At 67.3% G+C, this 23,473-nt stretch carries 27 protein-coding genes; 11 read left to right on the top strand and 16 right to left on the bottom strand.

Going from position 1 to position 23,473, the window contains the following annotated elements; genetic code table 11:
• Nucleotides 1-13 precede the first annotated feature (13 nt).
• From CYJ10_RS22655 to CYJ10_RS22675, 5 genes are all read right to left on the bottom strand, one after another.
• Entirely contained in the window at nucleotides 14-898 is an 885-nt protein-coding gene (locus CYJ10_RS22655; protein ID WP_101683696.1) for an isocitrate lyase/PEP mutase family protein, read from the bottom strand.
• Between the two features lie 100 nt (nucleotides 899-998).
• Nucleotides 999-1,316, bottom strand: coding sequence for a putative quinol monooxygenase (locus tag CYJ10_RS22660; RefSeq protein WP_101683697.1), 318 nt, complete (start codon nucleotides 1,314-1,316; stop codon nucleotides 999-1,001).
• A gap of 24 nt (nucleotides 1,317-1,340) precedes the next feature.
• Nucleotides 1,341-2,018, bottom strand: coding sequence for a flavodoxin family protein (locus tag CYJ10_RS22665; RefSeq protein WP_101683698.1), 678 nt, complete (start codon nucleotides 2,016-2,018; stop codon nucleotides 1,341-1,343).
• 197 nt (nucleotides 2,019-2,215) lie between these two features.
• The gene (locus CYJ10_RS22670) at nucleotides 2,216-2,779 is read right to left on the bottom strand and encodes a hypothetical protein (protein WP_101683699.1); all 564 of its coding nucleotides are present in this window, start codon (nucleotides 2,777-2,779) and stop codon (nucleotides 2,216-2,218) included.
• A 30-nt stretch (nucleotides 2,780-2,809) separates the two neighbouring features.
• Nucleotides 2,810-3,724, bottom strand: coding sequence for a LysR family transcriptional regulator (locus CYJ10_RS22675; protein ID WP_180863030.1), 915 nt, complete (start codon nucleotides 3,722-3,724; stop codon nucleotides 2,810-2,812).
• A 91-nt stretch (nucleotides 3,725-3,815) separates the two neighbouring features.
• On the opposite strand from CYJ10_RS22675, the gene CYJ10_RS22680 reads away from it, so the two are divergent.
• Nucleotides 3,816-4,583 (top strand): sulfite exporter TauE/SafE family protein, encoded by a 768-nt coding sequence (locus tag CYJ10_RS22680; RefSeq protein WP_101683788.1) that lies wholly within the window; start codon nucleotides 3,816-3,818, stop codon nucleotides 4,581-4,583.
• Between the two features lie 9 nt (nucleotides 4,584-4,592).
• Here CYJ10_RS22680 and CYJ10_RS22685 read toward each other — a convergent pair whose 3' ends face one another.
• The 3 genes from CYJ10_RS22685 to CYJ10_RS22695 all read right to left on the bottom strand — a co-directional run bounded on the left by CYJ10_RS22685 (nucleotide 4,593) and on the right by CYJ10_RS22695 (nucleotide 6,352).
• Complete coding sequence (locus tag CYJ10_RS22685) at nucleotides 4,593-5,009, bottom strand: hypothetical protein (protein ID WP_257993468.1); 417 nt, start codon at nucleotides 5,007-5,009, stop codon at nucleotides 4,593-4,595.
• A gap of 9 nt (nucleotides 5,010-5,018) precedes the next feature.
• Nucleotides 5,019-5,435 carry a cupin gene (locus CYJ10_RS22690; RefSeq protein ID WP_101683702.1) on the bottom strand — a complete coding sequence of 139 codons (417 nt, stop codon included), beginning with the start codon at nucleotides 5,433-5,435 and terminating at the stop codon, nucleotides 5,019-5,021.
• A 65-nt stretch (nucleotides 5,436-5,500) separates the two neighbouring features.
• On the bottom strand, nucleotides 5,501-6,352 hold the full coding sequence (locus CYJ10_RS22695) for a class I SAM-dependent methyltransferase (RefSeq protein WP_101683703.1): 852 nt from the start codon (nucleotides 6,350-6,352) through the stop codon (nucleotides 5,501-5,503).
• Between the two features lie 72 nt (nucleotides 6,353-6,424).
• Here CYJ10_RS22695 and CYJ10_RS22700 point away from each other — a divergent pair, with 72 nt between their 5' ends.
• The gene (locus tag CYJ10_RS22700; RefSeq protein ID WP_101683704.1) at nucleotides 6,425-6,856 is read left to right on the top strand and encodes a helix-turn-helix domain-containing protein; all 432 of its coding nucleotides are present in this window, start codon (nucleotides 6,425-6,427) and stop codon (nucleotides 6,854-6,856) included.
• A gap of 26 nt (nucleotides 6,857-6,882) precedes the next feature.
• On the opposite strand, the gene CYJ10_RS22705 is transcribed toward CYJ10_RS22700, so the two are convergent.
• On the bottom strand, nucleotides 6,883-7,383 hold the full coding sequence (locus CYJ10_RS22705) for a DUF3016 domain-containing protein (protein WP_101683705.1): 501 nt from the start codon (nucleotides 7,381-7,383) through the stop codon (nucleotides 6,883-6,885).
• A 145-nt stretch (nucleotides 7,384-7,528) separates the two neighbouring features.
• Between CYJ10_RS22705 and CYJ10_RS22710 the strand changes: the two genes are divergently transcribed.
• Nucleotides 7,529-8,002 carry a nucleoside deaminase gene (locus CYJ10_RS22710; protein WP_101683706.1) on the top strand — a complete coding sequence of 158 codons (474 nt, stop codon included), beginning with the start codon at nucleotides 7,529-7,531 and terminating at the stop codon, nucleotides 8,000-8,002.
• Between the two features lie 72 nt (nucleotides 8,003-8,074).
• Here CYJ10_RS22710 and CYJ10_RS22715 read toward each other — a convergent pair whose 3' ends face one another.
• From CYJ10_RS22715 to CYJ10_RS22730, 4 genes are all read right to left on the bottom strand, one after another.
• Nucleotides 8,075-9,061: a Bug family tripartite tricarboxylate transporter substrate binding protein gene (locus CYJ10_RS22715; RefSeq protein ID WP_101683707.1), complete on the bottom strand. Its 987-nt coding sequence runs from the start codon at nucleotides 9,059-9,061 to the stop codon at nucleotides 8,075-8,077.
• A gap of 196 nt (nucleotides 9,062-9,257) precedes the next feature.
• Nucleotides 9,258-9,797 (bottom strand): cysteine hydrolase family protein, encoded by a 540-nt coding sequence (locus tag CYJ10_RS22720; protein WP_101683708.1) that lies wholly within the window; start codon nucleotides 9,795-9,797, stop codon nucleotides 9,258-9,260.
• Between the two features lie 53 nt (nucleotides 9,798-9,850).
• Nucleotides 9,851-10,819 carry a Bug family tripartite tricarboxylate transporter substrate binding protein gene (locus tag CYJ10_RS22725; protein WP_101683709.1) on the bottom strand — a complete coding sequence of 323 codons (969 nt, stop codon included), beginning with the start codon at nucleotides 10,817-10,819 and terminating at the stop codon, nucleotides 9,851-9,853.
• Nucleotides 10,820-10,974: 155 nt separating this feature from the next.
• Entirely contained in the window at nucleotides 10,975-11,886 is a 912-nt protein-coding gene (locus CYJ10_RS22730; protein WP_101683789.1) for a LysR family transcriptional regulator, read from the bottom strand.
• A gap of 177 nt (nucleotides 11,887-12,063) precedes the next feature.
• Between CYJ10_RS22730 and CYJ10_RS22735 the strand changes: the two genes are divergently transcribed.
• Genes CYJ10_RS22735 through CYJ10_RS22745 form a run of 3 tightly spaced genes read left to right on the top strand, consistent with a single transcriptional unit; the run spans nucleotide 12,064 to nucleotide 16,806 of the window.
• Nucleotides 12,064-13,419: an MmgE/PrpD family protein gene (locus tag CYJ10_RS22735; RefSeq protein WP_101683710.1), complete on the top strand. Its 1,356-nt coding sequence runs from the start codon at nucleotides 12,064-12,066 to the stop codon at nucleotides 13,417-13,419.
• A 35-nt stretch (nucleotides 13,420-13,454) separates the two neighbouring features.
• Complete coding sequence (locus CYJ10_RS22740; protein WP_101683711.1) at nucleotides 13,455-15,602, top strand: acetate--CoA ligase family protein; 2,148 nt, start codon at nucleotides 13,455-13,457, stop codon at nucleotides 15,600-15,602.
• Nucleotides 15,603-15,660: 58 nt separating this feature from the next.
• Nucleotides 15,661-16,806, top strand: coding sequence for an acyl-CoA dehydrogenase family protein (locus tag CYJ10_RS22745; RefSeq protein WP_101683712.1), 1,146 nt, complete (start codon nucleotides 15,661-15,663; stop codon nucleotides 16,804-16,806).
• A 55-nt stretch (nucleotides 16,807-16,861) separates the two neighbouring features.
• Here the strand turns inward: CYJ10_RS22745 and CYJ10_RS22750 are convergent, their stop codons facing one another.
• Entirely contained in the window at nucleotides 16,862-17,602 is a 741-nt protein-coding gene (locus tag CYJ10_RS22750; protein WP_101683713.1) for a helix-turn-helix transcriptional regulator, read from the bottom strand.
• 294 nt (nucleotides 17,603-17,896) lie between these two features.
• Here CYJ10_RS22750 and CYJ10_RS33875 point away from each other — a divergent pair, with 294 nt between their 5' ends.
• The gene (locus CYJ10_RS33875) at nucleotides 17,897-18,457 is read left to right on the top strand and encodes a hypothetical protein (RefSeq protein ID WP_146002099.1); all 561 of its coding nucleotides are present in this window, start codon (nucleotides 17,897-17,899) and stop codon (nucleotides 18,455-18,457) included.
• Nucleotides 18,403-18,579: an LWXIA domain-containing protein gene (locus CYJ10_RS22755; protein ID WP_257993481.1), complete on the top strand. Its 177-nt coding sequence runs from the start codon at nucleotides 18,403-18,405 to the stop codon at nucleotides 18,577-18,579. Before CYJ10_RS33875 ends, CYJ10_RS22755 begins: the two co-directional genes overlap by 55 nt.
• Nucleotides 18,580-18,665: 86 nt before the next feature.
• On the opposite strand, the gene CYJ10_RS22760 is transcribed toward CYJ10_RS22755, so the two are convergent.
• Together CYJ10_RS22760 and CYJ10_RS22765 are read right to left on the bottom strand one after the other, a co-directional pair.
• On the bottom strand, nucleotides 18,666-18,989 hold the full coding sequence (locus tag CYJ10_RS22760; protein ID WP_101683715.1) for a hypothetical protein: 324 nt from the start codon (nucleotides 18,987-18,989) through the stop codon (nucleotides 18,666-18,668).
• Between the two features lie 130 nt (nucleotides 18,990-19,119).
• Nucleotides 19,120-19,341: a hypothetical protein gene (locus CYJ10_RS22765; RefSeq protein WP_101683716.1), complete on the bottom strand. Its 222-nt coding sequence runs from the start codon at nucleotides 19,339-19,341 to the stop codon at nucleotides 19,120-19,122.
• 330 nt (nucleotides 19,342-19,671) lie between these two features.
• Between CYJ10_RS22765 and CYJ10_RS22770 the strand changes: the two genes are divergently transcribed.
• Genes CYJ10_RS22770 through CYJ10_RS22780 form a run of 3 tightly spaced genes read left to right on the top strand, consistent with a single transcriptional unit; the run spans nucleotide 19,672 to nucleotide 23,468 of the window.
• The gene (locus CYJ10_RS22770; RefSeq protein WP_101683717.1) at nucleotides 19,672-21,645 is read left to right on the top strand and encodes an arylsulfatase; all 1,974 of its coding nucleotides are present in this window, start codon (nucleotides 19,672-19,674) and stop codon (nucleotides 21,643-21,645) included.
• Between the two features lie 7 nt (nucleotides 21,646-21,652).
• Entirely contained in the window at nucleotides 21,653-22,678 is a 1,026-nt protein-coding gene (locus CYJ10_RS22775) for a formylglycine-generating enzyme family protein (RefSeq protein WP_374703297.1), read from the top strand.
• Complete coding sequence (locus tag CYJ10_RS22780) at nucleotides 22,671-23,468, top strand: MetQ/NlpA family ABC transporter substrate-binding protein (protein WP_101683718.1); 798 nt, start codon at nucleotides 22,671-22,673, stop codon at nucleotides 23,466-23,468. Before CYJ10_RS22775 ends, CYJ10_RS22780 begins: the two co-directional genes overlap by 8 nt.
• Nucleotides 23,469-23,473: the final 5 nt, after the last annotated feature.

Below are 23,473 nucleotides of genomic sequence, written 5' to 3' on the forward strand. Positions count from 1 at the left end.
CTGCCTCCGCGAATCAGTCGTCGCTCTTGTAGCGGCCGTCAAGCTCGTCGTACAGCGGCTTTCTGACCAGCCGCTGCCGCTCGCCGAACGGCGTCACGATGGCCGGGTCTTCGTTCATCTGACCGTTGGTCTGCAGCATGTCCAGCGCCTGCTGCATCCCGCGCACGGCGCCTTGCAGCGCGGCGTTGGCGTACAGCACCAGCCCGTACCCCAGCCGCTCCAGCGCGTCGCGGCCCTGCACCGGTGTCTTGCCGCCGATCACGATGTTGATCAGCAGCGGCGTATTGAACAGGCCGGGCAGCCGTTCGATGTCCTTGAGGTCCTCGATGGCTTCCAGAAACAGGATGTCGGCGCCGGCTTCGGCAAAACGGTGGCCACGATCGATGGCATCGTCGATGCCATGCACGGCGGCGGCGTCGGTGCGGGCCACGATCAGGAAGTTGGGGTCGTCGCGCGCATCGGTGGCGGCGCGGATCTTGCCGACCATCTCGCTGGTGCTCACGACATGCTTGCCGGCGAAATGGCCGCACTTCTTCGGCATGACCTGATCTTCCAGCTGGATCGCATCGGCGCCAGCGCGCTCCAGGGTCCGCACGGCGTGGTGAACGTTCAGCGCGTTGCCGAAGCCGGTATCGGCATCCACCAGCAACGGCAGGTCGACGGCATCGCGCACGCGGGCGGTGTGCTCGGCCATGTCGCTCAGGCCGATGAAGCCCAGGTCGGGCAGGCCGAACGACATGTTGGTGACACCCGCGCCGGTCAGGTACACAGCCTGGAAACCCAGGTCTTCGATCACGCGTGCGCTCATGGCATTGAACGCACCGGGCATCAGCAGCGCCTTGCGCGTCGCCACCTGCTGCCGGAAGGCCTGTCTGCGGGAAGATGCTTTGGAGGTCATGGGTGTGGGCTCCAGTCTGGCCGGGATGCCGACGGACATCCCGGATGCGCGAGGAAAAAAGGGGGCCGCGCAATGCAGGCTGAAGATTACACCCTGGCGGTCAACGCTTCAGGTATTCCTTGAGCGGGTCGAGCCATTCGATGGTGCGCGGTGCCTTGAGCAACGTTGGCAGCGCGGCTTCATAGTCCTGGCGGTACGGCTTGGCCAGATGCCTGGTGCGGAAGTCCTCGGCCGAGCAGGCCCAGGTTTCATAGAGCACCAGGGTGTCCGGATCCTCGCTGGACCGGTGCAGGAACGTGTTGATGAAGTCGGGCTCGGCGGCCATGGTCTCCAGCACGTGATGGAGTTGGGCCTGCAGGGCTTCGCGGTGCTCCGGCTTGCCGGGCAGGCGGACGACGAACGAGGTGACTTGGCGCATGGGTGTTCTCCTGTCTGGCAAGAATCAGGCCGCGGCCTTCAGGTCGACGGAATTTGCCGCGGTCTGCCCGACGGCCAGTTCGGCGTTCAATTCGGCATCCAGCGCCGCCAGCGCGGCGCGCCCGGCCTTTAGTTCGCGTGCCACTTGCGCCACGCGTGCGCCCAGGTGCTCGGCGGTACGCAGGTCGGCCGACGGCGGGCCCATTTCGGCGCTTACGTCGGCATCCGATTGCGCGGCGGCCCCGATGAAGAAGCCGTGGCGGTTCAGCGTGTCCTCGATGGACGTCGACGTGTTGTGCCCGGTCGCCAGGCCCAGGTTGACCCAGTGCATCTGGTGCTGCGCGGCAAAGATTGCCATCTGCTGCAGCGTGACGAGCTTGTCGCCCGAGCGCGATGCGGCGTTGGTAAAGCCGGCCGCCACCTTGTTGGCCCAACGGAAGCCCTTGGCGAATACGTTGCGCGACGTGGCATCCATGAACATCTTGAACTGCCCTGACGCGCTGCCCATGTAGGTCGGGGCGCCGAAGATGATGGCGTCCACCTGCTCAAGCTTGTCCCAGTACTGGTCGATCTCGTCGACGCTGATCAGCAGGGCGGTGGTGCCTGCGGTGCGCGCCGCGCCGCGTGCCACCGCCTCTGCCTGCTTGGCCGTATGGCCGTAGCCGCTGTGGTAGACGATCGCAACTTGGGTGGGGGTGGTCATTGCTGGCTCCGGGTGAGAGGAAGGTGAAGCCAGTATGGTTGGCGCGACCTGTTCCCGGTAGGCACAGATCCGGAGAAGGATTTTCAACTAAAGGTTGAAGTGGATGGGGCGCGAACCTGTGGGGCCATCCGTGTGCCGGGCCGTCAACCGTGGCCGGCTGACGGCGTTGCGGCGTTGCGGCATTGCGGCGGGTGGCGTCAGAGCGGTGCCGGCACCTTCGCGGGGGCGGGAGCCTGGGTGGGGGGAGTCGTCGTCTGGACCTTGTCCGAGTTGCCGTTGTAGGCGAAATAGCGCGCCTTGGCGCCCTTGCCCCAGTACGCCACGGTGAACTGCTTGCCGTCGCGGGCGTACAGCAGTTCCAGGCTGCCGTTGGACGCCGCCCATTCCGCGTAGCCGTTCTGGGCGTTGGGTTCGGTCTTTCGCTTTGATTCGTAGCGGGCGTCGAGCTTGTGGGTGACGTCGTCGAGCGCGGCGCGGTCGAAGGTCAGCGTGACCAGCGTCACCAGGTCCTGCCCGTCGCAGTTCACCACGGCACGGGTCAGGCCCGGCAGGTTGAAGCGCTCCAGGCGCTTCAGCTCGAAGGCGTCGCCGCCGGCCCACGGCGCCGTGCCGGTCCTTTCGCGATTCGGGCCCGGCGTCAGCCGCGCGCAAGAGGTCTTGCCAAGCTCCAGGCCCAGCGGTGCCGCTACGCCGCCAGCGGTCGGCTGGGCCTGGGCGACAGATGCCAGCCCGACGGCGGCCAGCAGGATTAGCTTCTTCATGGGAATGCTTCCGAACGATATCGCAGGATTTTACGGCTTTCCGACCGCCGGACTTGAGGCATCGGGCTCGCCGTTTTCGATCAGTTGCCGCGCCAGCAGGCCCGCCTGTGGCGTCAGCGCGCCAAAATCGCGCGCGCACAAGAACAGGCGGCGCGTGGCCCACGGTTCCGACAGCGGCAGGATGGCCAGCCCGCCTGGCATCGACCTGGCCAGCGAACCGGACACGATCGAGATGCCGATACCGGCGTCGACCAGCATCGCCACGTGGCCCACGTTGCGCAGCTGGACGCGATAGTGCAACTGGTGCCCCAGCCGCGACGCGCGCTCGGCCAGGTGTGTTTCCAGTGCCGTGTCCGCCATGCCGATGATCGGCTCGTCGACGATGTCCGCAAAGGCCACCGCGGGCTGTGCCGCCACCCGGTGCTGCCGGCTGGCTACTACCACGAGCTGGTCCTCGGCGATGCGGTGGGTCTGCAGGTTCGAGAAATCGGTGAAATTGGCCACGATGCCCAGTTCCGCGCGCCCCTCGACCAGCGCCTGGACAATTTCCGGGCTCGGGCGTTCGCCAAGGTCGATGGAAAGGTCGGGATGCGCCGCCAGGAAACGGCGCAGGTGCGGCGGCAGGAACGATGCCAGCGCGGCGGTGTTCGACAGCAGGCGGATGCGGCCCTTGAGGCCCGTTGCATAGCTGCGCAGTTCGCCGCGCATCTGCTCCACCTGACCCAGGATCGAGCGCGCGTGTCGCAGCAGGGCGTCGCCAGCGGCCGTGGGCCGTACGCCGCGCCGGTTGCGCTCCAGCAGTGGCGCGCCCAGCGTGGCCTCCATGCCGGCAATCCGTTCGCTGACAGACGCCAGGGCCAGATGCATCGACCGGGCACCCTGGGTCAGGCTGCCGCACTCCACCACGGTCAGGAACAGCCGCAAATCGGTCAGGTCGAAACGCACGCCTTGCTCTCCACAGCTTTCGGTTTTGCCGAAGTCTAGCACCGGAAAAGCCAGATTGCGGGTGCCCGGCCCGATGGCTAGCATTCGCTCCATGGACCCAATTCTTCTGGTTTTCGGCGCGGGATTTGTCGCCGGTGCAATGAATGCGCTGGCGGGCGGCGGCTCGTTCGTCAGCCTGCCCGCCATGATTGCCGCCGGTGTGCCACCGGTTCAGGCGAACACATCGAGCACGGTCGCGCTGTTTCCCGGCGGCCTGGCCAGCGCCTGGGCCTATCGCGACGGGCTGGGGCCGGTGGGCGAGGTGTCGCTGCGGACATTGCTGATGGCCACGCTGTGCGGCGGGTTTGTCGGGGCGATGCTGCTGCTGCGCACATCGTCGGCGGCGTTCACGTTCGTGCTGCCATGGCTGCTGCTGATTGCCTGCATCGCGCTGGCGTTCGGGCGGCAACTGGGCGAGGTGCTGCGCGCGCGCTGGCGTATCCATGCCCATGCGGTGCTGGCGGTGCAGTTCGGGCTGGGCGTCTACGGCGGCTATTTCGGCGGCGCGGTCGGCATCATGATGATCGCCATGTGGGGCCTGCTGGACAGCCGCGACCTCAAGAACCTGAATGCGCCGCGCACGCTGATGGTGAGCGCGGCCAATGCCGTGGCGGTGATCGCGTTCATCGTGGCGAACGCCGTGCGCTGGCCGGAGACGGTGGCGATGCTGATTGGCGCCATCCTGGGCGGATACGGCGGCGCGCTGCTCGGCCGCATGACGCCGCCGCGCGTGGTGCGGGCCGGTACGCTGCTGGCCACGTCGTGCATCACGCTGGCGTTCTTCGTGAAGACGTATGCACCGGCGCTATTGCATCGGTAGACAGCGCCGTCAGTCCACCTGCTCGATCAGCGCCGCGTCCAGCATCGCGATGGTCAGGCCGGCCAGCAGTGCGATGGCCGAGGCAATGAACCAGCGCACGGTCTTGCGATACTCGGGAATGCTGTCGTCTTCCACGCGCAGCGCGCGGAATAACGCAAGGATCTGCAGCGCCACGGCCACGATCAGGCACACGGCCGCCGCGAGCGAACCCCGGCTCCAGTACCCCGGGCTCTCAAAACCCCAGAATCGCCAGAATGCCAGCGAAAACCCGAGCAGCACGGTAATGGCCGTGATGATGCCCTGCCGGAAGCCCGACGGCACGCTGGGCGGCGGCGCGGGCGGTGGCAACGGTGGCGGTGCCTGCGCTGGCGAAGCAGGGGGCGAGGCGCCGCCCCGCTGTGGATCCTGGCTGGTGTCGGAGGGCATCCGTTGCGCCTAGCGGCCGAGTACCGGCATCTCCACCATGGCGAGCGTGGCGATATTGCCGCCGATCACCCAGCTGCGATGGCCCTTGCCGCGCGTATCGTCGAGCAACAGCGCGCTGCCCGGCACCAGCGACCGGCATTCGCCGTCGGACGCCTCGAACGTCATCTCGCCATCGAGCAGGAATATCCACATGCGGACGGGCGCGGGGTGCAGGTCGCCCACCCAACCCGTGGGCACCACCAGAAAGCCCTGCCGCACGGCCTCGTCCATGCGCGACACCCAGAACGGCGGCGCCGGCGGGGCGAAGCTTCGCTCGGCCATGTCGAAAGACAACGCTCCAAAGTGTGATTCGCCCGCGTCATCGGCATAAATGCGTCCGAACGCCAGCGTGGAATGACTGACCGGGTGTTCCGTGGATGCGGTCATGGCTGGCTCCCTGTCGTGCGCGCGATGATGTACCCAGTCTAGTCGCGCCGCAGGGCGCCGCAACATCAGTCTGGGGCCTGCGCGTCGATCTGCCAGCACGCGGCCGTGAAGCGCGCCGTGTCGCCATGCACGAAGGGCGCGAAGGCGGCGCGCACGGTCTGGATGACCCTGGCGCGCGTGGTCTCGTCGACCGTCAGCAGCCGCTGGCCCACCGAACCGAGCCAGCCGATGTAGTCGACCAGGTCGGGCTCGGGCAGCTCGCACGGCACGTCGATGGGGCGAATGTCGGTGCCGGACCATCCGGCCTGCGCCAGGATCGCCGCCACGCGCTGCCGGTCGGCAAACGCGAACTGCCCCGGGGCGCCGGGATGGCGCACCGGCAGGTCGGGCAGCAGCGGGGCGGCGGCACGCTCGCCGGTGGTCATGAACGCGTTTTCGGCCTGGCTGCGCCAGGCGATGACGCGCATCGTCGCGCCCGGCCGCGCGGCACGACGCAGATTGGCGAAGGCCGCCACGGGATCATCGAAGAACATCACACCGAAGCGCGATGCGATGTGGTCGAAGCTGGCCGGCGCGAACGCGTGGGTTTGCGCATCGGCCTGGACAAAGCTTGCCGCCACGCCAAGACGGGCGGCGCGTTCGCGCGCCACGTCCAGCATCGGGGCCGAAATGTCGGCGCCGACACACTCGCCCTGGCCGCCCAGGCGCTGTGCCATGGCCAGCGTAGTGGCGCCGGTGCCGCATCCGACGTCGAGTACGCGGCGATGTCCGTCACCGGCAGGCAGGGCATCTAGCAGGATGGGCTCGAATGGCTGGAACATGTGGTCCAGCAGGGTCTGGTTCACGACCCAGGCACGGCCGCCGGTGCCGTTCCAGAGGGTGCTCTGGTCGCTGTTGGTCTGCGGATAGGCGTTCATCGTCCGGTTCTCGCGGATTCTCCAGGGGAGGGAAGCTACACTGTGCCAGTTCAACTCCACTTGAGGTCAAGGGTGAATCCGCTCGACATCGGAGACGTGGCGCGGCAATCGGGCGTGCCGGCGTCCGCGCTGCGCTACTACGAGGAAAAGGGCCTGATAGCGTCCACTGGGCGGCGTGGCTTGCGCCGCCAGTATGCCCCCGACGTGCTGGACCGGTTGGCGCTGGTGGCGCTGGGGCGTGCCGCGGGATTTTCGCTGGACGAGATTGCCGGCATGCTGGCCCGCGACGGCCAGGTACATATCGATCGGCGCAAGCTGGCCGACAAAGCCGACGACCTCGATCGCACCATCCGCCAGCTTGTGGCGATGCGCGACGGCCTGCGTCACGCCGCGGCCTGTCCTGCGTCCAGCCATATGGCTTGCCCGACATTCCGGCGCATCCTGCGCGCGGCGGCCAAGGGTGTCATCGGCGAGCGGCGCCGGCCCGCCGTGCCACGCAAGTAGCACCGGGCGGCACGCCGGCTGCGCACTCAGCCGTGCACGTGCCGCGTGATGGCCCGCGCGAACCAGTCGTCCAGCATCGCCTTTTCGTAGCGCAGCGGATCGCCGTAGCCGTACAGGTTGACGCCCCAGTTGAAGTTCATGTTGTTGATGCGCTCCTGGCTGCTGGCGATGGTCTCGTCGCCATGCATGAGCGCGTAGCGCAGTGTCATGCGCGGCCAGGTGGCATCGCGGATCACGCGCACATTGCCCTGGTAGCGCCAGTCCGCATAGCCGACCAGGTCGATGTCCAGGATCTCGATCGACAGCGAGTAGCCGGCGGGCAGTTCGCGGACGGCCAGCTTCTGCAGGTGCTGGCGGATTGCGTCGAGCACCTGCGGATCGCTGCCGTAGCCATAGGACTTCGACGCGTCCTGGTAGGTCTCGGGATGGATAAAGGTGATGGTCAGCGCCCCCGGCTGAGATTCGGCCGCCAGGGCCGAGCCCAGCGTGGCAAGCATGGCAACCGCACAGGCAACAAAGCGAGACATGGCGTCCCCCCGCTCCCGACGATCACGGCTGAGGCAGGTATCCCTGGCATCCGGGCGGCTTCCAGCCGGTGAAGCGCGCCATTTATGAGATTAGTACAGCCTGCTGGCGGTTATCATCGGCCCCTGCGTTTTCTGGAGACCAGACATGTCGAATACGTCGAATGCACAGCAGTACCTGCGCGAGGCCATCCGCCTGGCGCAAGCCAACATGCAGGCGGGCGGGCGCCCGTTCGGCGCGGTGATCGTCCGTGACGGCGAAGTCCTGATGACTGCCGTGAACGAGATCCACAAGACCAACGACCCCACGTCGCACGCCGAACTGAACGCGATTCGCGCCGCCAGCCACAAGCTGGGCACGCCCAGCCTGGCCGGCTGCGCCGTGTATGCCAGTGGTCACCCGTGCCCGATGTGCATGGCGGCGATGCGGCTGGCGGGCGTGACCGAAGTGGCGTACGCCTACTCGAACGACGATGGCGAGCCGTTCGGCCTGTCGACGGCGGCCATCTACGCGGATCTGGCCAAACCGTTCGCCGAACAGTCGATGAAGATCCAGTACCTGCCCGTGCGGCTAGAGGGCGAGGCGGATCTGTATGCGGAGTGGAAGCGGCGGCAGGGGTAGCAACATCGCCGTTGGTTTGCTCCTCTCTCCTCCCTTGTGGGAGAGAGGAGCAAACCAACGAGCCAAATCCGATCAATCCAGCGTGATCTTCCCCGCCTTCACGATTTGCCCGTAGCGCGTGGTATCGCGCTCGATCAGCTTGCGGAACTCGTCCGGCGTGCTGCCCACCGGGATAAAGCCGAGTTCGGTGAGCTTCCTGGCCACATCGGCGCTACGCGTGGCGGCGGCGATTTCCTTGGCCATGCGGTCGATCACCGGCTGCGGCGTGCCGGCCGGCGCCAGCAGGCCCGTCCAGGAACTCATCACGAAGCCCGGGAAGCCCGATTCCTCCATCGTCGGGATGTTCGGCTCGCCGGGCCAGCGCTTGGCCGATGCCACGGCCAGCACGTTGATCTTGCCCGACTTGACGTGGGGCATCGGCACCAGCAGCGGGTCGAAGGCCACCGATACTTCGCCGGAGACCAGCGCCGGCAGGATCGGCGCACTGCCGTTGTACGGCACGTGCGTCATCTTGACCTTCGACTCCATGGCCAATCGTTCGCCGGTCAGGTGCGCCGAGCTGCCGACGCCGCTGGAGCCGAACGTCAGCGTGTCGGGGTGCTTCTTGCCGTAGTCCACCAGTTCGGCCACGGTCTTGACCGGCACCTTCTTGCTGGCGAACAGGAACAGCGGCAGCTCGGCCATTTCCGCCACCGGCGTCAGGTCCGACGGCTTGTAGCTGAGCTTGGAATACAGCGACATGTTGGCGCTGTACGCGGCCAGCACCGACACGAAGGTGTAGCCGTCGGGCGCCGACCGCGCGGCCACGCCTACGCCCAGCGTGCTGTTGGCGCCGGGCTTGTTCTCGATGATGATCGGCTGGCCCAGGCTCTGCGACACGCGCTCGAAGATCACGCGCGACACGGTGTCGGTGGAACCGCCCGGCGTGTAGGGCACGATGACCTTGATCGGCTTGGTCGGCCAGGCATCGGCGGCCAGGGCGCTGTGCGCGGTGAAAATGGTGGCGATGGCAACGGCCATCCCGCACGCCACGCGTGCGGCTTGATGCTTGATACGCACTACATCTCCTTCACTGATATTCTTCCGCGCCCGATGGCAACGCCCCGGGGCTCTATGGCCGGGCAGAGCCCGGCTTCGCGGATTATCGGTGAGGAAATCTGCAACCGAAGTCAGGGTCAGCCCCGGGTTTGCGATGCAATGTGCGATAGCCGCACCGATGCCGGAGCTGGCGTGCTGCAGGGCAGGCCCGGTGGTGCTATGCAGCGAAAGAGATGTCGGCGGCGGCCATCGGCGTAACGCGCGGCCCGAAGCTCTCGATATTGGACAGCGTCACGTTGTGATGCCGGACGATCTGCGCGGCCGACAAGGCGGAGTTGCCCACGGTGGTGTGGCCGTCGGCCACCAGCGTGACCGGATACCCCAGCGCCAGCGCGCGGCGCGTGGTGGTATCCACGCAGAAGTCGGTCTGCATGCCGCAGATCACCAGCGCCGACACCCCGCGTGCCTGTAGCACTTCGGCCAGGTCGGTACGGTGGAACGAATCGGGCGTGGTCTTGCGCACGCGCGCGTCGGCATCGCCCACATCGAGGCCGCTGGCAAGCTGCCAGCGGTCGGAGCCGAACCGCAGGTAGTCGGACTTCGATTCATGCTGCACGAAGATCACCGGCACACTGGCCTTGCGGGCAGCGGCGGACACGTGGTTGATCCGTTCGATCGTGGCCTGCGCGTCGACGCAGGCTTCGTCGCCTTCGCAAAGTCCCTGCTGGACATCGATGACGATCAGGGCTGTGGTCATGATGGAGACACCGGAGTGGGGATGGCCGCCATCATGACACAGCGGCGCGCCGGTCAGTCGATGCGTGCCCCGGAGCTGACCACCACAGGCTTCCAGGCCTGGTATTCGGCCACCACGAACTTGCCGAACGCGTCCGGCGCCAGGTTCATGGCCTCGGCCCCTTGCTGCGCGAGCTTGCTGCGCATGTCGGGCTGGGCCAGCGCATCGGTCACCACCTTGTTCAGCTTGGCGACGATCTCGGGCGGCGTGTTCTTCGGCGCGAACAGGCCAAACCAGGCGCCCGTGACCAGGTTCTGCACGCCAGCCTCGGCCATCGTCGGCACATCGGGCAGCGCCGACGACCGCTTGCGCGACGTGACCGCCAGCGCGCGCAGTTGGCCGCCACGGATATGCGAGATCACCGACGGCACCGTGGCGAACATGAACTGCACGCGGCCAGCCAGCAGGTCGTTCAGCGCATCTGCGCCCTTGTACGGCACGTGCGTGGTCTTGGCGCCCGTGCGTTCGTTGAACAGCACGCCGGACAGGTGCGCGGCCGTGCCCACCCCCGTGGAGCCGAAATTGAGCTGGGTCGGATGCGCGCGGGCGTAGGCGATGAATTCCTGCACCGTCTTTGCGGGCACGTTGGGGCTCACCACCATGACGTTGGGCACATCCGCAATGGGCGCCACCGGCTGCAGATCGGTCTGCGGGTTCACCTTGAGTCGGCTGTACAGCGTGGGATTGATGGCCACGGGGCCCACGGACGTGGCCAGCAGCGTATAGCCGTCGGCATCGCTGCGGCCCACGTAGTCGGTGCCGATATTGCCGCCGGCGCCGGGGCGATTCTCCACCACCACGCTCTGGCCCAGCGCCTTGCCTATCTGCTGGGCCACTTCGCGGGCCAGGATGTCGGTGGTGCCGCCGGCGGTGAACGCCACGACCACCCGGATCGGCTTGGACGGATAGGGTTGCTGGGCGTGGGCTGTTGCGGCGCAAAAAAGCAGCACGCCGGCGGCCGAGCGCCGCAGGAAGTCTTTCATTGCTGTCTCCGTGTGATTCTTGTCGTGGGCGCGCTGGGAAAAAGGCGGCCCTGTAGAGCATCTTAGAAAGATGCCCGCACGGAGCTTTGACGAAACAGAAACGCTGCGTTCTCGGTGGGGCTTCGGCGCGATGCCGGTGGGATGTCAGCCGGGCTTCAGCGCGGCTTGAGGAAATGCTGCTCCATCGCGGCGCATCGGCTCAGGTATTCCAGCAGCCGGCCCACGCCGGACGGCAGACTGTCGCGGTCGCGCACGCAGACGTAGAACTCCCGCTCGGCCCAGGCGTCCTTGAGCGTCAGCATCGACAGGCCCATCATCTGGAGGTAGTTGCGCGCAATGCCCTCGGGCACCACGGCCAGGCCCAGCCCTTCGCGCACCATGCGGCAGCGGGCCTCGAAGTTCGATACCTGGGTCTTGACGGTCAGCGGGCGCGACAGCGTGCCCGACGCCAGCGTCAGGAACGCATCGAACGTATGGCGCGGAAAGTAGCCCAGGAAGTCGTAGTCGAGCGCTTCTTCCAGATGCAGCGCGCCCTTGGCTTCCAGCGGATGCCCGCGCGGCACCACCAGCCCCACGCGGTCCTTGCGGTATGGCAGCGAATGCACGCCGGGGCTGGGGCTGCGCGCGTGATAGATGCCGATATCGGCGTCGCCGTTGGACACCATGCGCGGAATGTCGAAGCTGAACGCTTCCACCAGGTCGATGCGGGCGTCGGGGTCGTGCTTCTGGAAGCCACTGATGTCGGCCGGCAGGAACTGCAGGATCGTCGAACGGTTCGACGCCAGCCGGATCTTGGCGATGCCGTCGAGCGAGTAGGCCGCCAGCGCATCCTGCGCCAGTTGCACGCTGCGCACGATGGCCTTGGCACGCTGGTAGAGCATGGCGCCCGCCGGCGTGGGCTCTACGCCACGTCCATGACGGCGCAGCAGCGCCGTGCCCGCGCGCCGTTCCAGTTCGGCAATCCGCTTGCTGGCCGCCGACGTCACCAGGTTCTCGCGCTCGGCCGCGCGTGACAGGCTCTTCTCTTCCACGGCGGCAATCAGGATGGCAAGCGAAGGAATGTCCATGTCCATGGGTTGAGCGTGCTCCAAATGGAAAGGCTGGGCCGACGATGGCGTGCGCAGAGTATGCACCAGCCCGCAAACGCCGGGATACGCGTGCCGGCTTGGGAGCTTTCACCAAATGTCAAAGCTGGGCGGGCCGCGGTTCTTACCATGGGAGTCATTCCAGAGGAGACAACCGGCATGCTGATCCACCACTTTGCCGCCTATGTCGGCAACCAGGCCCATGCGCCCCTGCCCGACGACGTACAGCACCATGCCCGGCGCGTGGTGATCGACTGGTTTGCCGCGCTGCTGGCCGGCGTGCCGATGGCGCCGGGCCGCCAGCTCGTGGCCGCTCATCGCGAGGAACTTGGCGTCGGCCACAGCACCGTGCTGGGCCATGGTGCCATCGCATTCCCGGGGCTGGCCGCGTGGATCAACGGCAGCGCGTCGCACGCCGCCGAGTTCGACGACATCTTTCGTGATGCGGTCTACCACCCGGGGTGCCCGACCATTGCCGCCGCGCTGGCGCTGGCCGAAGACCGCAATGCCAGCGGCACCGACCTGCTGCGCGCCGTGGTGGCGGGCTACGAGGTATCCACGCGCATCGGCGCGGCGATCCAGCCTGCGCACTACCGCTTCTTCCATACCACCGGCACCGTCGGCTGCATTGGCGCGGCCGCGGCGGGTGCCGTGCTGCTGGCGCCGGGCAATGCCGACGTGGCGGCCCACGCCATGGCAACGGCCACCACTTTTGCGTCGGGGCTGCAGCAGGCATTCCGGTCGGATGCGATGACCAAGGCGCTGCACGCCGGGCACGCGGCGCAGACCGGCGTGCTGGCGGCGCAGGGCGCCGCGCACGGCGTGACTGGCGTGCGCGACATCCTCGAAGGCGATGCCGGCTTTGGCGCGGCGCTGTGCGGCAGCCCGGACTGGGCGATTGCCACGGCCGGCCTGGGCACCGACTACAACGTCACGCGCATCACGCAGAAGAACCATGGCTGCTGCGGCCACACCTTCGCCGCCATCGACGCCGCCATGCGGCTGGTGCGCGATCACGCGCTCGACCCCTCCCGCATTGCGGCCGTGCGCGTGAACGCCTACCAGGTGGCGCTCGACGTGACCGGCAATTTCAACCCCACCACGCCGTTCGAGGCGCGCTTCAGCCTGCCTTACGTGGTGGCCCACGGCATCCTGCATGGTGCCGTGCGGCTCGATGCTTTCGAGCCCGAGCGCCTTGGCGATACCGCGATTCGCGCGTTGATGACGCGCATCACGCTGACCGCCGACGCCGAACTGACGGCCGCCTTCCCACGCCAGCGGGCCGCGCGGGTCGAGATCGAGATGGCCAACGGCACGCGCCACGCGCACTTCCAGCCATACCGCGTGGGCGATCCGGAAGCCCCGCTCGACGACGCGATGCTGACCGACAAGTTCATGGAACTGGGCGGCCCCATGCTGGGCCAGGACAAGGCCGCCAGCCTGCTGGACGCGCTGTGGCAACTCGATGCGCGCCCGGTGCGCCAGCTTGGCCTTGGCGCCCTGCGCGCACGTTGAGCCGCACCCCCATCACTCAAAGGAACACTGCAGTCATGACGAGAGTCGACAAGGAAATTGCCGCCGCCGTGGGCGCTACCGGCAAGGCGCTGGCCCGCGCGCTGTTCACGCCCGGCGCCGTGGCGCTGGTGGGTGCATCGGCCGACGAGAAGAAAAACACGGCACGCCCGCTGCGCTTCATGCGCAAGCACGGCTACAAGGGCCGCATCCTGCCGGTGAACGCGGGGCGGACCGAAGTCATGGGCCTGCCGGCGTACCCCAGCGTGGAGGCGCTGCCCGAGGCCATCGATCACGCCTTCGTGATGGTGCCCGGCGCCCATGTGGCCGAGGCGCTGGCGCAAAGCGCCGCGCGTGGTGCGCGCGTGGTGACGGTGTTCTCCGATGGCTTTGCCGAACTGGGCGAGGCGGGCATGGCGGCCCAGCAGGCGCTGGCCGATCAGGCCAGGCAGCTTGGCGTGCGACTGCTGGGGCCCAACAGCATCGGCGTGGTGGATGTGCATAGCGGGGCCATCCTGTCGGTCAACGCGGTGCTGGAGATGGATGAACTGCGGCCCGGCGCGGTGAGCGTGGTATCGCAGAGCGGGTCGATGCTGGGTGCGCTGCTGTCGCGCGGTGCGGCACGGGGCATGGGCTTTGCCAAGCTGGTGTCGGTCGGCAACGAGGCCGACGTTGGCGTGGGTGAACTGGTGGACCTGCTGGTGGACGATGACGCCACACAGGTCATCCTGCTGTTTCTGGAAACCATCCGCGATGCCGCCGTGCTGGGCCCGGCGCTGCGGCGCGCACGTGCCGCAGGCAAACCGGTGCTGGTGTACAAGCTGGGCCGCTCGGCACAGGGCGAGGCGCTGGCCCAGTCGCACACGGGCGCGCTGGCCGGCAACGATGCGGCGGTGGATGCCTTCCTGCGCAAGCACGGCGCCATGCGCGTGGAGATGCTGGAAACGTTGTTTGAAGCCGCGCCGCTGGCCAGCCGCCATGCGCGCTCGGTGCCGGCGCTGGATCGTGCGCCACGCGTGGCCGTGGTGACCACCACCGGCGGCGGCGCGGCCACCGTGGTGGACCGGCTCGGCCTGGCCGGCGTCGATGCGGTGCCGCCCCCCGACGCGTTCGTCGCGCACATGGCCGCCCGTGGCGTAAAGATCCGCCAGACCCCCATCATCGACCTGACGTTGGCGGCCACCAGCGCGCAATACCGCGACCTGGTGGAGCAGATGCTGCAGAGCGACTGGTGCGACGCCGTGCTGTGCGTGGCGGGGTCGTCGGCGCAGTTTCATCCGCAACTGGCCATCAAGCCCATCGTCGAGGCTTCGGCCATCGGCGGCAAACCGCTGCTGGCGTTCTTGGCGCCCGAGGCCACGCAGTCGCTGCAGGTACTGCAGTCAGCCGGCGTACCGGCATTCCGCACGCCGGAGAGCTGTGCCGATGCGCTGTCGTGCCTGTTCCGCGCTGCCCGGGGTGCCCAGGCCGCCGACGCTGACGATGCTGACGCCGGCGTCCCGCCGCTGGCATGGCCCGAAGGTCTGCCCACGCACGGCGACCTGAGCGAACTGGAAGCCGGTGCCGTCTTCGCGGCGCTGGGCGTGCCGATTGCCCCTGCCGCGCTGGTCAGCCCGCCGTCGCTGGGCCACGCGGTGCCGTACCCCGTGGTGGCCAAGATCTGCTCGCGCGACATTCTGCACAAGACCGAGATTGGCGGCGTGCAGGTGGGCGTGCGCGATAACGCCGAACTGGCCGCCGTCGCCGAACGGCTGATGGCGAACGCCCGCCAGGAGGCGCCGGACGCGCGCATCGACGGCATCCTGGTGCAGCGCATGGAAGACCGGCTGCTGGAGCTGATGCTCGGCTATCGCCACGATCCGCTGGTGGGTCCGATGGTGATGCTCAGCGCGGGCGGTATCACGGCGGAACTGCATCGCGACGTGAGCCTGCGCCCGGCGCCGGTTAGCCCTGCCGAGGCACGACAGATGATTGACGAGGTGCGTTCCACCCGGCTGGTGCGCGGCTTCCGCGGCCTGCCGCGCGGCGATGTCGATGCGCTGGCCGATGCCATCGTGCGCTTCTCGCGCCTTGCGGCCGTGCAGGGCCCGACCGTGGCCGAGGCCGAGATCAATCCATTGTTCGTGCGTGCCAGCGGCGTGGTTGGGGTCGACTGCGTGCTGCGGCTGGCCGACCCGCAACACTGACATCCGCACCCGATACCCCATACCAGACACCCGATACCGAAGAGATTCCGGAGACATCATGCATTTCAAGCTCACCCCCGAACAGCAGGAATTCCAGGACGCCGTCAGCCGCTTCGCGGAAAAGGAACTGCGCCCCGGCGCCCGCGAGCGCGCCCACACCGACGCGTATCCGTGGGATGTGGCGAAAAAGATGGCCGGGCAGGGCCTGCTTGGTATCACGATCGCCGAGGCCGATGGCGGCCAGGGCGGCTCGCTGATGGACGCCGTGATCGCCATCCAGGCCGTGGCCGCGCACTGCCCGCGCAGCGCGGACGTGGTGCAGGCCGGCAACTTCGGCGCGATTCGCGTGCTGGCCGAGTACGGGTCGGCCGAGCAGAAAGCGCGTTGGCTGGCCCTGCTGCTGCGCGGTGAGACGCTGATCTCGGTGGGCATGACCGAGCCGGAGGCCGGCTCGGCCGTGACCGAACTGAAGACCAGTGCCACGCCCGACGGCGAAGGGTTCCGCATCAACGGCACCAAGATATTCACCACGCACGGCCCGCATGCCGACGTGATCCTGGCCTACGTGCGCTTCGGCCCCGGCGTGGGTGGTATCGGGTCGGTGCTGATCGACACGAAGGCGGCCGGCGTGCGCATCGGCCAGAAATCGCGCTTCATGTCGGGCGAGGAATGGGCGCAGATCTATTTCGAGGACGTCTACGTGGCGCCCGAAGACGTGCTACTGGGCGAGGGCGGCTTCAAGAAGCAGATCGCCGGCTTCAACGTCGAACGCATGGGCAACACGGCGCGCTCGCTGGCGCTGGGCCGCTACGCGTACGAGGTGGCGCGCCAGTGGGCGCTGCAGCGCAAGCAGTTTGGCCGCCTTCTGTGCGAGTTCCAGGGTCTGCAGTGGAAGTTCGCCGAGATGAAGATGAAGCTCGATGCCGGGCAGCTGCTGCTGTACCGTGCCGCCAGCAACGCCGACAGCGGCCTGCCGTCGGCGGAGGAAACGGCCATCGCCAAGGCATTCTGCAACCAGGCCGGCTTCGACATCGCCAACGAGGCCCTGCAGGTGATGGGCGGTATGGGCTACAGCCAGGAAGAACTGGTCGAATACTGCCAGCGGCGCTGCCGGGGCTGGATGATTGCCGGCGGTTCGATCGAGATCCTGAAGAACCGCATCGCCGAATCGGTATTCGAGCGTACGTTCTCGCAGCGGCCCTGAGGGTTCAGCGCTGTACGTTCGGCGCCGTACGTCCGACGCTGTACGTCCGATCGTGTCAGGCGGCTTCGGCCGCCGCCGAGATCGACGTCAGCAGTGCGCCACGCTCGCGTGCCACGAAGACGGCCTCGGTCTTGTTGTTGGCCGCGAGCCGGCGGTAGATCTGCAGCGTGTGGCTCTTCACCGTCGGCACGGAGATATGCAGGCGGCGGCTGATCAGCTTGATCGACATGCCCTTGGACAGCAGCACCAGCACATCGTACTGGCGCTGCGTTAGGCTCAGCAACTGGGCCTCGGTCGCGAACTTCGGCTGAGCCGTACCGGGCGGAAGCGCCGAGATGGGCATCGGCAACACGATCGCGGCATCGCCGCCAGTCGCGGGCGTGGTCTGGGCGAGGTGTGGCCGCGCATCCTCGTAAGGCGCGCCGGTGCAGCAACCTCGCCGCATGGCGCCGATCATATTGCGCAGCGTGCCATCGATGGCTGCGAGGGTGGCATTTTCGGGTAGCCACGACAGCAACGGCGAGATAGCTCGCGGTGGCATCCATTGCACCGTGCCCCCGGCGCTTAGATACAGCACGCCGCGCACATCCGTTGCGGTGCGCAGCAGTTCCAGCATGGCCGTGTCGTAGCCCCGCAGCAGGTCTCCCACGATCAGCAGATCGATGCCGTCCAGCGTCAGGCCAGGCACGGGGCGGGGCGACATCAGATACGAATCATTGATGTCCTGGATGCGGTACAGCACCTGCTGGATCCCGAGGCCGATCAGCGGCCGGGATTCCACAACAGCAGCCTTCATGGTGTCGCTCCCCTGTTCTTCTATGTTTGGAAGCGACTGCGGCGCAAGTTCCGTTCCAGCCATGCGGCGACGCTGAAAGCCGCACTATGCTGCGGACTTCCGGTACTGCGACGTTACGCGTTACGTAACGTTAGGCGGTGTTGCCGCTGTATTTTTACCTTTTTGCCGACTCAGGCTTAACGGACTGTTAAATCTGCAAATGCCGCGACTGCAATGACTGGAATGACTGTATGTCCCCTTGTTTGAGGGGGTGCGCGCGCCTTAGCGATACGACAGGACCACCAGGGCGGCGCGGTGGGCGCGTTCGAGGCCGCCAGCCTGCTGGTGTTCGGCACGGGCGCCCACCTGAACTTGCTCAATGATAAGAACGCGCTGCGCCTGGCACGGAACGAAGCGCCGGTTGATTTCGCGGGCGAGGATCGCAAGTGGAAGTTCTACGGCAAGGTCATGCCGTTCGGGCTAGTCCTGCTGGGCGGGGGCGTGATCGCGAACTTCGTCACGAAGATCGTGATGGAACTGACCAAGGACGAGAAGGATGGCGCGGGCAGGCCTGCGCCGATGTCGACGCCCGATCCGACAATCTCCTCTACACCTGAGCCAGCGCCGACGACGGCACCGACGACCGCACCGACCACGACACCGAGCGCCCTTGTGGCAACGCAGCCGCCGCAGACGGAGCCGGGACATTCCCCGCCACCACGCCCCGGGCGCGCGCACCGCGTGACGAGCGGGTTACGGTCGAGCCGTATTCGGCGGCCACGGTCGATGACGCCACGCTATGGGGCATTGCGCGGACGTATCTGGAAACGCTGCAGTCCGACGAACAGACGGTTGCCGCCCGGGAGGCGCCGATGACGCACGACGAACAGGTCGGCAATTTCGCGTTGCGGGAACTGGTGAACCTGAATCCGCAGTACGGGCTGGCGGACGATCCCGATCATCTTGAGCCGGGATGGGTGCTGGATGTGACGCGGTAGAAATCGGTCAGGCCAGGCAGGAGGGATGGCGGGCGCCCGCGCGCTTCGGAGAAGCCGGGAGGCGGGCGCCTGGGCGGTCGCTGGAATCAGTAGTCTTCGCGCCAGCGCTGCTCGCGGTGCCATTCGTGTTCGCGCCAGCGTTGCTCACGGCGCCATTCACGCTCGCGCCAGCGCTGTTCGCGGTAGCCCTCGTAGTAACCGGGGGCTACCACCACGGGTCGCGGCTCGACCACCACCGGCCGCGGCGCCACGTAGACAGGCGCGGGTTGGTAGTAGACCGGCGCCGGCGGGGGTGCGGCCACGTACGCCGGCACGCCGATGCCGATGTCGAAATTGACGTGCGCCTCGGCGGCGGCAGAAGCCGTGAGGGCGGAAAGACCGATCAGACTGGCGATGAGGAACCTGGACATGTAGAGCACCTTTGCTCGGGTTGCTGCGTGGATGCCGATACTAACGGCGCGCCGTGCGGTCCGTTGACCCGGTCGCAGGTGTCTTTGTAAGCTGTTGTATCCAATGTCTGGCGGTCTGGGTGCGCGGCGTTTACTGGCTGGTCGCGTCCTCGTCGCCTTCGCCGGCGCTGCGCTCGTTGGCGGTCTTGCCCGGCGACGGGTCGTCCGGCCGCAGTGCGTGACCCGAGTTTTCGTCGTCCACCAGGCCATTGCCCTCGCCCGAGACCTTCACTGCGAGGATCTCGACGACATGATCGGGTTCGTCCTGTTCCGGCTGGCTGTTACGTGTTGATGCATCTTCGCGGGCTGCCATGGTGCGCTCATCTATCGAGTCTTAATGGGAGATTAAGTAGGAGACAAGGGAAGGCGGTGCAAGGTCCAGACCACGCCCTGACGGCGTCGGCAGCGCGCGCCCTGCCCCGCTTGAATGGAGAAAACCGCAGGCGACGGCTTGCAAAATCTACATGCCCAGGGCATCCGCTTCCATACGGATCCCGCCGGGCGCCGTCACGGTGACCAGTCGGGCAAACCAGCCTGCGGCGCGCTGCACGAATATCGATAGGCAAAAACATTCGTTCGGCGCTACGCGCCACGTTCTTAGCATGACCGCTTTCCCAAGACATCCGGTTCAGGAGAGAGGCGTATGACAAGAACGACAGCAGCGTCCCGTAGCAACCGAAGCACCCCGGCACGGCGGGTGCTGGCAGGCCTGTGCGCCACGGCCGTAACGCTGATGGGCGGCTGCGGCAGCGACGACGCGTCAACAACGTCCTCCAACAATCCGACGCCGACAACGGTGGCCACGAAGAAGCCCAACATCATCTTCATCATGGCCGACGACCTTGGCTATTCGGACCTGGGCGCCTTCGGCAGTGAAATCCGAACGCCCAATCTCGATGCACTGGTGAAGCAGGGTCGCATCCTGGCCAACCATCACACGGCGGCGGTCTGCGCGGTGACGCGCTCGATGATCATCTCGGGCACCGACCACCACCTGGTAGGCCAGGGCACCATGGCAACCACCGACGTGAACTACGTCGACGAGAACAACGCGCCCAAGCCCGGCTACGAGGGCTATCTGAACGACCGCGCGCTGTCGATCGCCCAATTGCTCAAGGATGGCGGCTATCACACGTACATGGCCGGCAAGTGGCACCTGGGCAGCGGGCTGCCCAATGCCACGAACCAGGGGGCGAACGTTGGCACGACGTCGCCGGGACAGACGCCGGTGTCGTGGGGCTTCGAGAAGAGCTACGCGCTGCTGGGCGGCGGTGGCGACCACTTCGGCCGCAACGGCAGCACGGCGTATGTGGAAGACGACCACTACGTAACACCGAACACCACCAGCTTCTTCTCGTCCGACTTCTATACGTCGACGATCCTCAAGTACATCGATTCGAGCACCGGCAAGAATGCCGATGGCAAGCCGTTCTTTGCGTACCTGACCTACCAGGCGCCGCACTCGCCGCTGCAGGCGCCGGCGGCGTACATCGACCGTTACAAGGGCGCCTACGATGCTGGCTACGCGCCCATCCAGGCGGCGCGGCTGGCGCGGCAGAAGGCGCTGGGGCTGATTCCGGCCGACTTCGCGCCGAACGCCGGGCGCGACGAGACACTGGCGGTGACGCCGAAGTCCGCGAACTGGGGCACGGCGTCGGCCAACTACATCACGTCGACCAACAGCGCGGCGCAGGGCGGCGTGGATACCCGCGTGGCGAATGCCAACAAGAAGTGGGACAGCCTGACGGCCGACGAAAAGCGTGCCCAGGCCCGCTACATGGAAATCTTCGCGGCGATGGTCGAGAACCTGGACGACAACGTCGGCCGCCTGGTGCAGCACCTGAAGGACATTGGCGAGTACGACAACACGCTGATCGTCTTCCAGAGCGATAACGGTCCGGAAGCCAGCTACTACGAGTTCAGCGGCAACTACGACCAGAGCTACGACACGAAGAACGCAGACCCGGCCGTCTATCCGACGCTGGGCACCACGGCTTACAAAGGGTCCAGCAATCTCGACTATGGCCAGCGCTGGGCCGAGGTCAGCGCCACGCCGTTCCGGCTCTGGAAGTCGTACCCGGCGGAAGGCGGCCACTCGGTGCCGACCATCGTCAAGCTGCCCGGTGCGGCGCCCGCGCAGCAGGCTGCGCAACTCAATGCCTTCACCCATGTGGTGGACCTGGCGCCCACGTTCCTGGACATTGCCGGCGTCGTCGCACCCAGCACGCCAGCGGCGCCGCTCTATGACAGCAAGGGGGTCAACCGCAACGCGGGCAAGGTGGTCTACGACGGCCGCAACGTGTATCCGATCACCGGGCTGTCGCTGCTGCCGACGCTGCAGGGCAAGGCCACTGGCCCGGCACGCGCCACGTTCGCGGAAGAGCTTTACGGCCGCACCTACGTCTACGCCGACAACTGGAAGGCCACGTGGATCGAGCCGCCGTTCGGGCCGGCCAATGGCGAATGGCAGCTGTTCGACATCCGTGCGGACCGCGGCGAGACCAGCGACCTTGCCGTGCAGCGCCCCGACGTGGTGGCGGACCTCAAGGCGAAGTGGAACGACTACGCCAAGGCGGTCGGTGCGGTGCTGCCGAAGGTGCCGGGCATGATCTACTGAGGCGGCCGTGGCATTGCATCGATTCCATCGGCTGTGGAAGATCGCTGGCGCCACCTTTGTGGCGGGGCTGGCGGCAACGCTGGCGGTGCGCGCCGTGCCGCTGCATGGCGCGGCGGCACTGGGCACGCCGCGCCAGTGCGCCGCCTACACAGGTCTGCCCGATGACTGGCGCAAGCAGGGCACGGCAGGCATGGCGCACGTGCGCGGCGGTGAATTCGTACCGGGCACCACGCTCGGCTATCCCGATGAGCGGCCAGCGGGCAAGACGCGCGTGGGCAGTTTCTGGATCGACCGCACCGAAGTCACCAACGCGCAGTTCGCCGCCTTTGTGCAGGCCACCGGCTATCGCACCGAAGCGGAACGCGCCGGGGAGGCCGTGGTGTTCCACAAGCCGACTGACGACGAACTGCAACAACGGCCCTATGCGTGGTGGTCGATGGTGCGCGGCGCCGACTGGCGGCATCCGTCGGGGCCGGCATCGACCATCGACAGCAAGGACAACCAGCCGGTGACGCTGGTGACGCAGGCCGATGCCCGCGCGTACGCGCAGTGGCTGGGCCGCGACTTGCCGACCGAGGACGAATGGGAGTACGCGGCCAAGGCCGGCCAGACCGGCGCCGCGCTGGAAACCGCGCCCACCAACGCGGATGGCACGCCAACGGCCAACTACTGGCAAGGGGTGTTCCCCGTATTGAACAGTGCCCGCGACGGCTTCGATGGCCTGGCGCCGGTGGGGTGCTTCACGGCGAATGCGTTCGGTCTGTACGACATGATCGCCAACGCGTGGGAATGGACCGCCGACCCCTATACCGGGCCGCGCCAGTCGCACGCCAATGGCGATACCGCGTTCGTGGCGGCGCTGTCGGGCCAATCCGGCAAGCCGCGCGACACGCGCATGGCCGTCATCAAGGGTGGCTCGTTCCTGTGCGCGCCGGACTTCTGCGTGCGCTATCGGGCGTCGGCGCGCGAACCCGCCGAGCGCGACCTGCCGACTTCGCACATCGGCTTCCGAACGGTGCTGCGCGATGGTTAAGCCGCTGCTGGTGGCGATAGGCTGTGTCTGGGCGCTGCACCTGCCGGCGAGGGCCGAAACGCAGGTCCGTGTACCGCCCGAAACCCGACACGTGGTGCGTATCGGCGTCGTGACGCAGGGTGACCGTGAACTCGTGGAAGCCGCGTCTGCGGCCAACGCGGGCGGCGCGGCGCAACTGCTGGCGGTGTCCTTGCCCGACACCGCCGCAGTGCGCAAGGCGCTGCGGGCGCAGCGCATCGATGCGTCGATTGCCGAGGATGCCCCGGCATTGGCGGGCGATGCGTCGGTCTGCGCGGTGGTGCATACGGTGACCTATCCGATGGGGCTGTACGCCGGGAAGATCGCGGCACTGCGGCAGGTGCCGGTCAACGCGGTCGTGGCGATACCGGCAGCACGCGCCGATCAGGGTCGTGCGCTGCTGCTGCTGCAGAACCACGGACTGATCCGTATCGATGGCGAGGCCGGCCTGCAGCCGCAGGTCAGCGACATCATCGACAATCCGCGCAAGCTGCGCTTCGAGCGTTTGCCGGCGCAACGGCTGGCTGCCGCCTTGCGAAGCGCCGCGTTGGTGGCGCTGCCCTACGCGGCGGCCGATGCTGCCGGGCTGGCCCCGGCGCGTGACGCGCTTGGCATCGAGGATGCCCGCGTGCCGTGGGCCAATGTGCTGGCGGTACGTGTGGCCGACTGTCGGGCTGGGTGGGTGGCGCAGACGGTCAGCGCGCTGCATGCCCCGGCGGTGAAGGCTTTCATCCTGACGCGCTTCAACGATTCGGTGCGTCGGCCATGGTAGGAGGC

The sequence above is a fragment of the Cupriavidus pauculus genome, from assembly GCF_002858765.1.
GTDB classification, from domain to species: domain Bacteria; phylum Pseudomonadota; class Gammaproteobacteria; order Burkholderiales; family Burkholderiaceae; genus Cupriavidus; species Cupriavidus pauculus_B.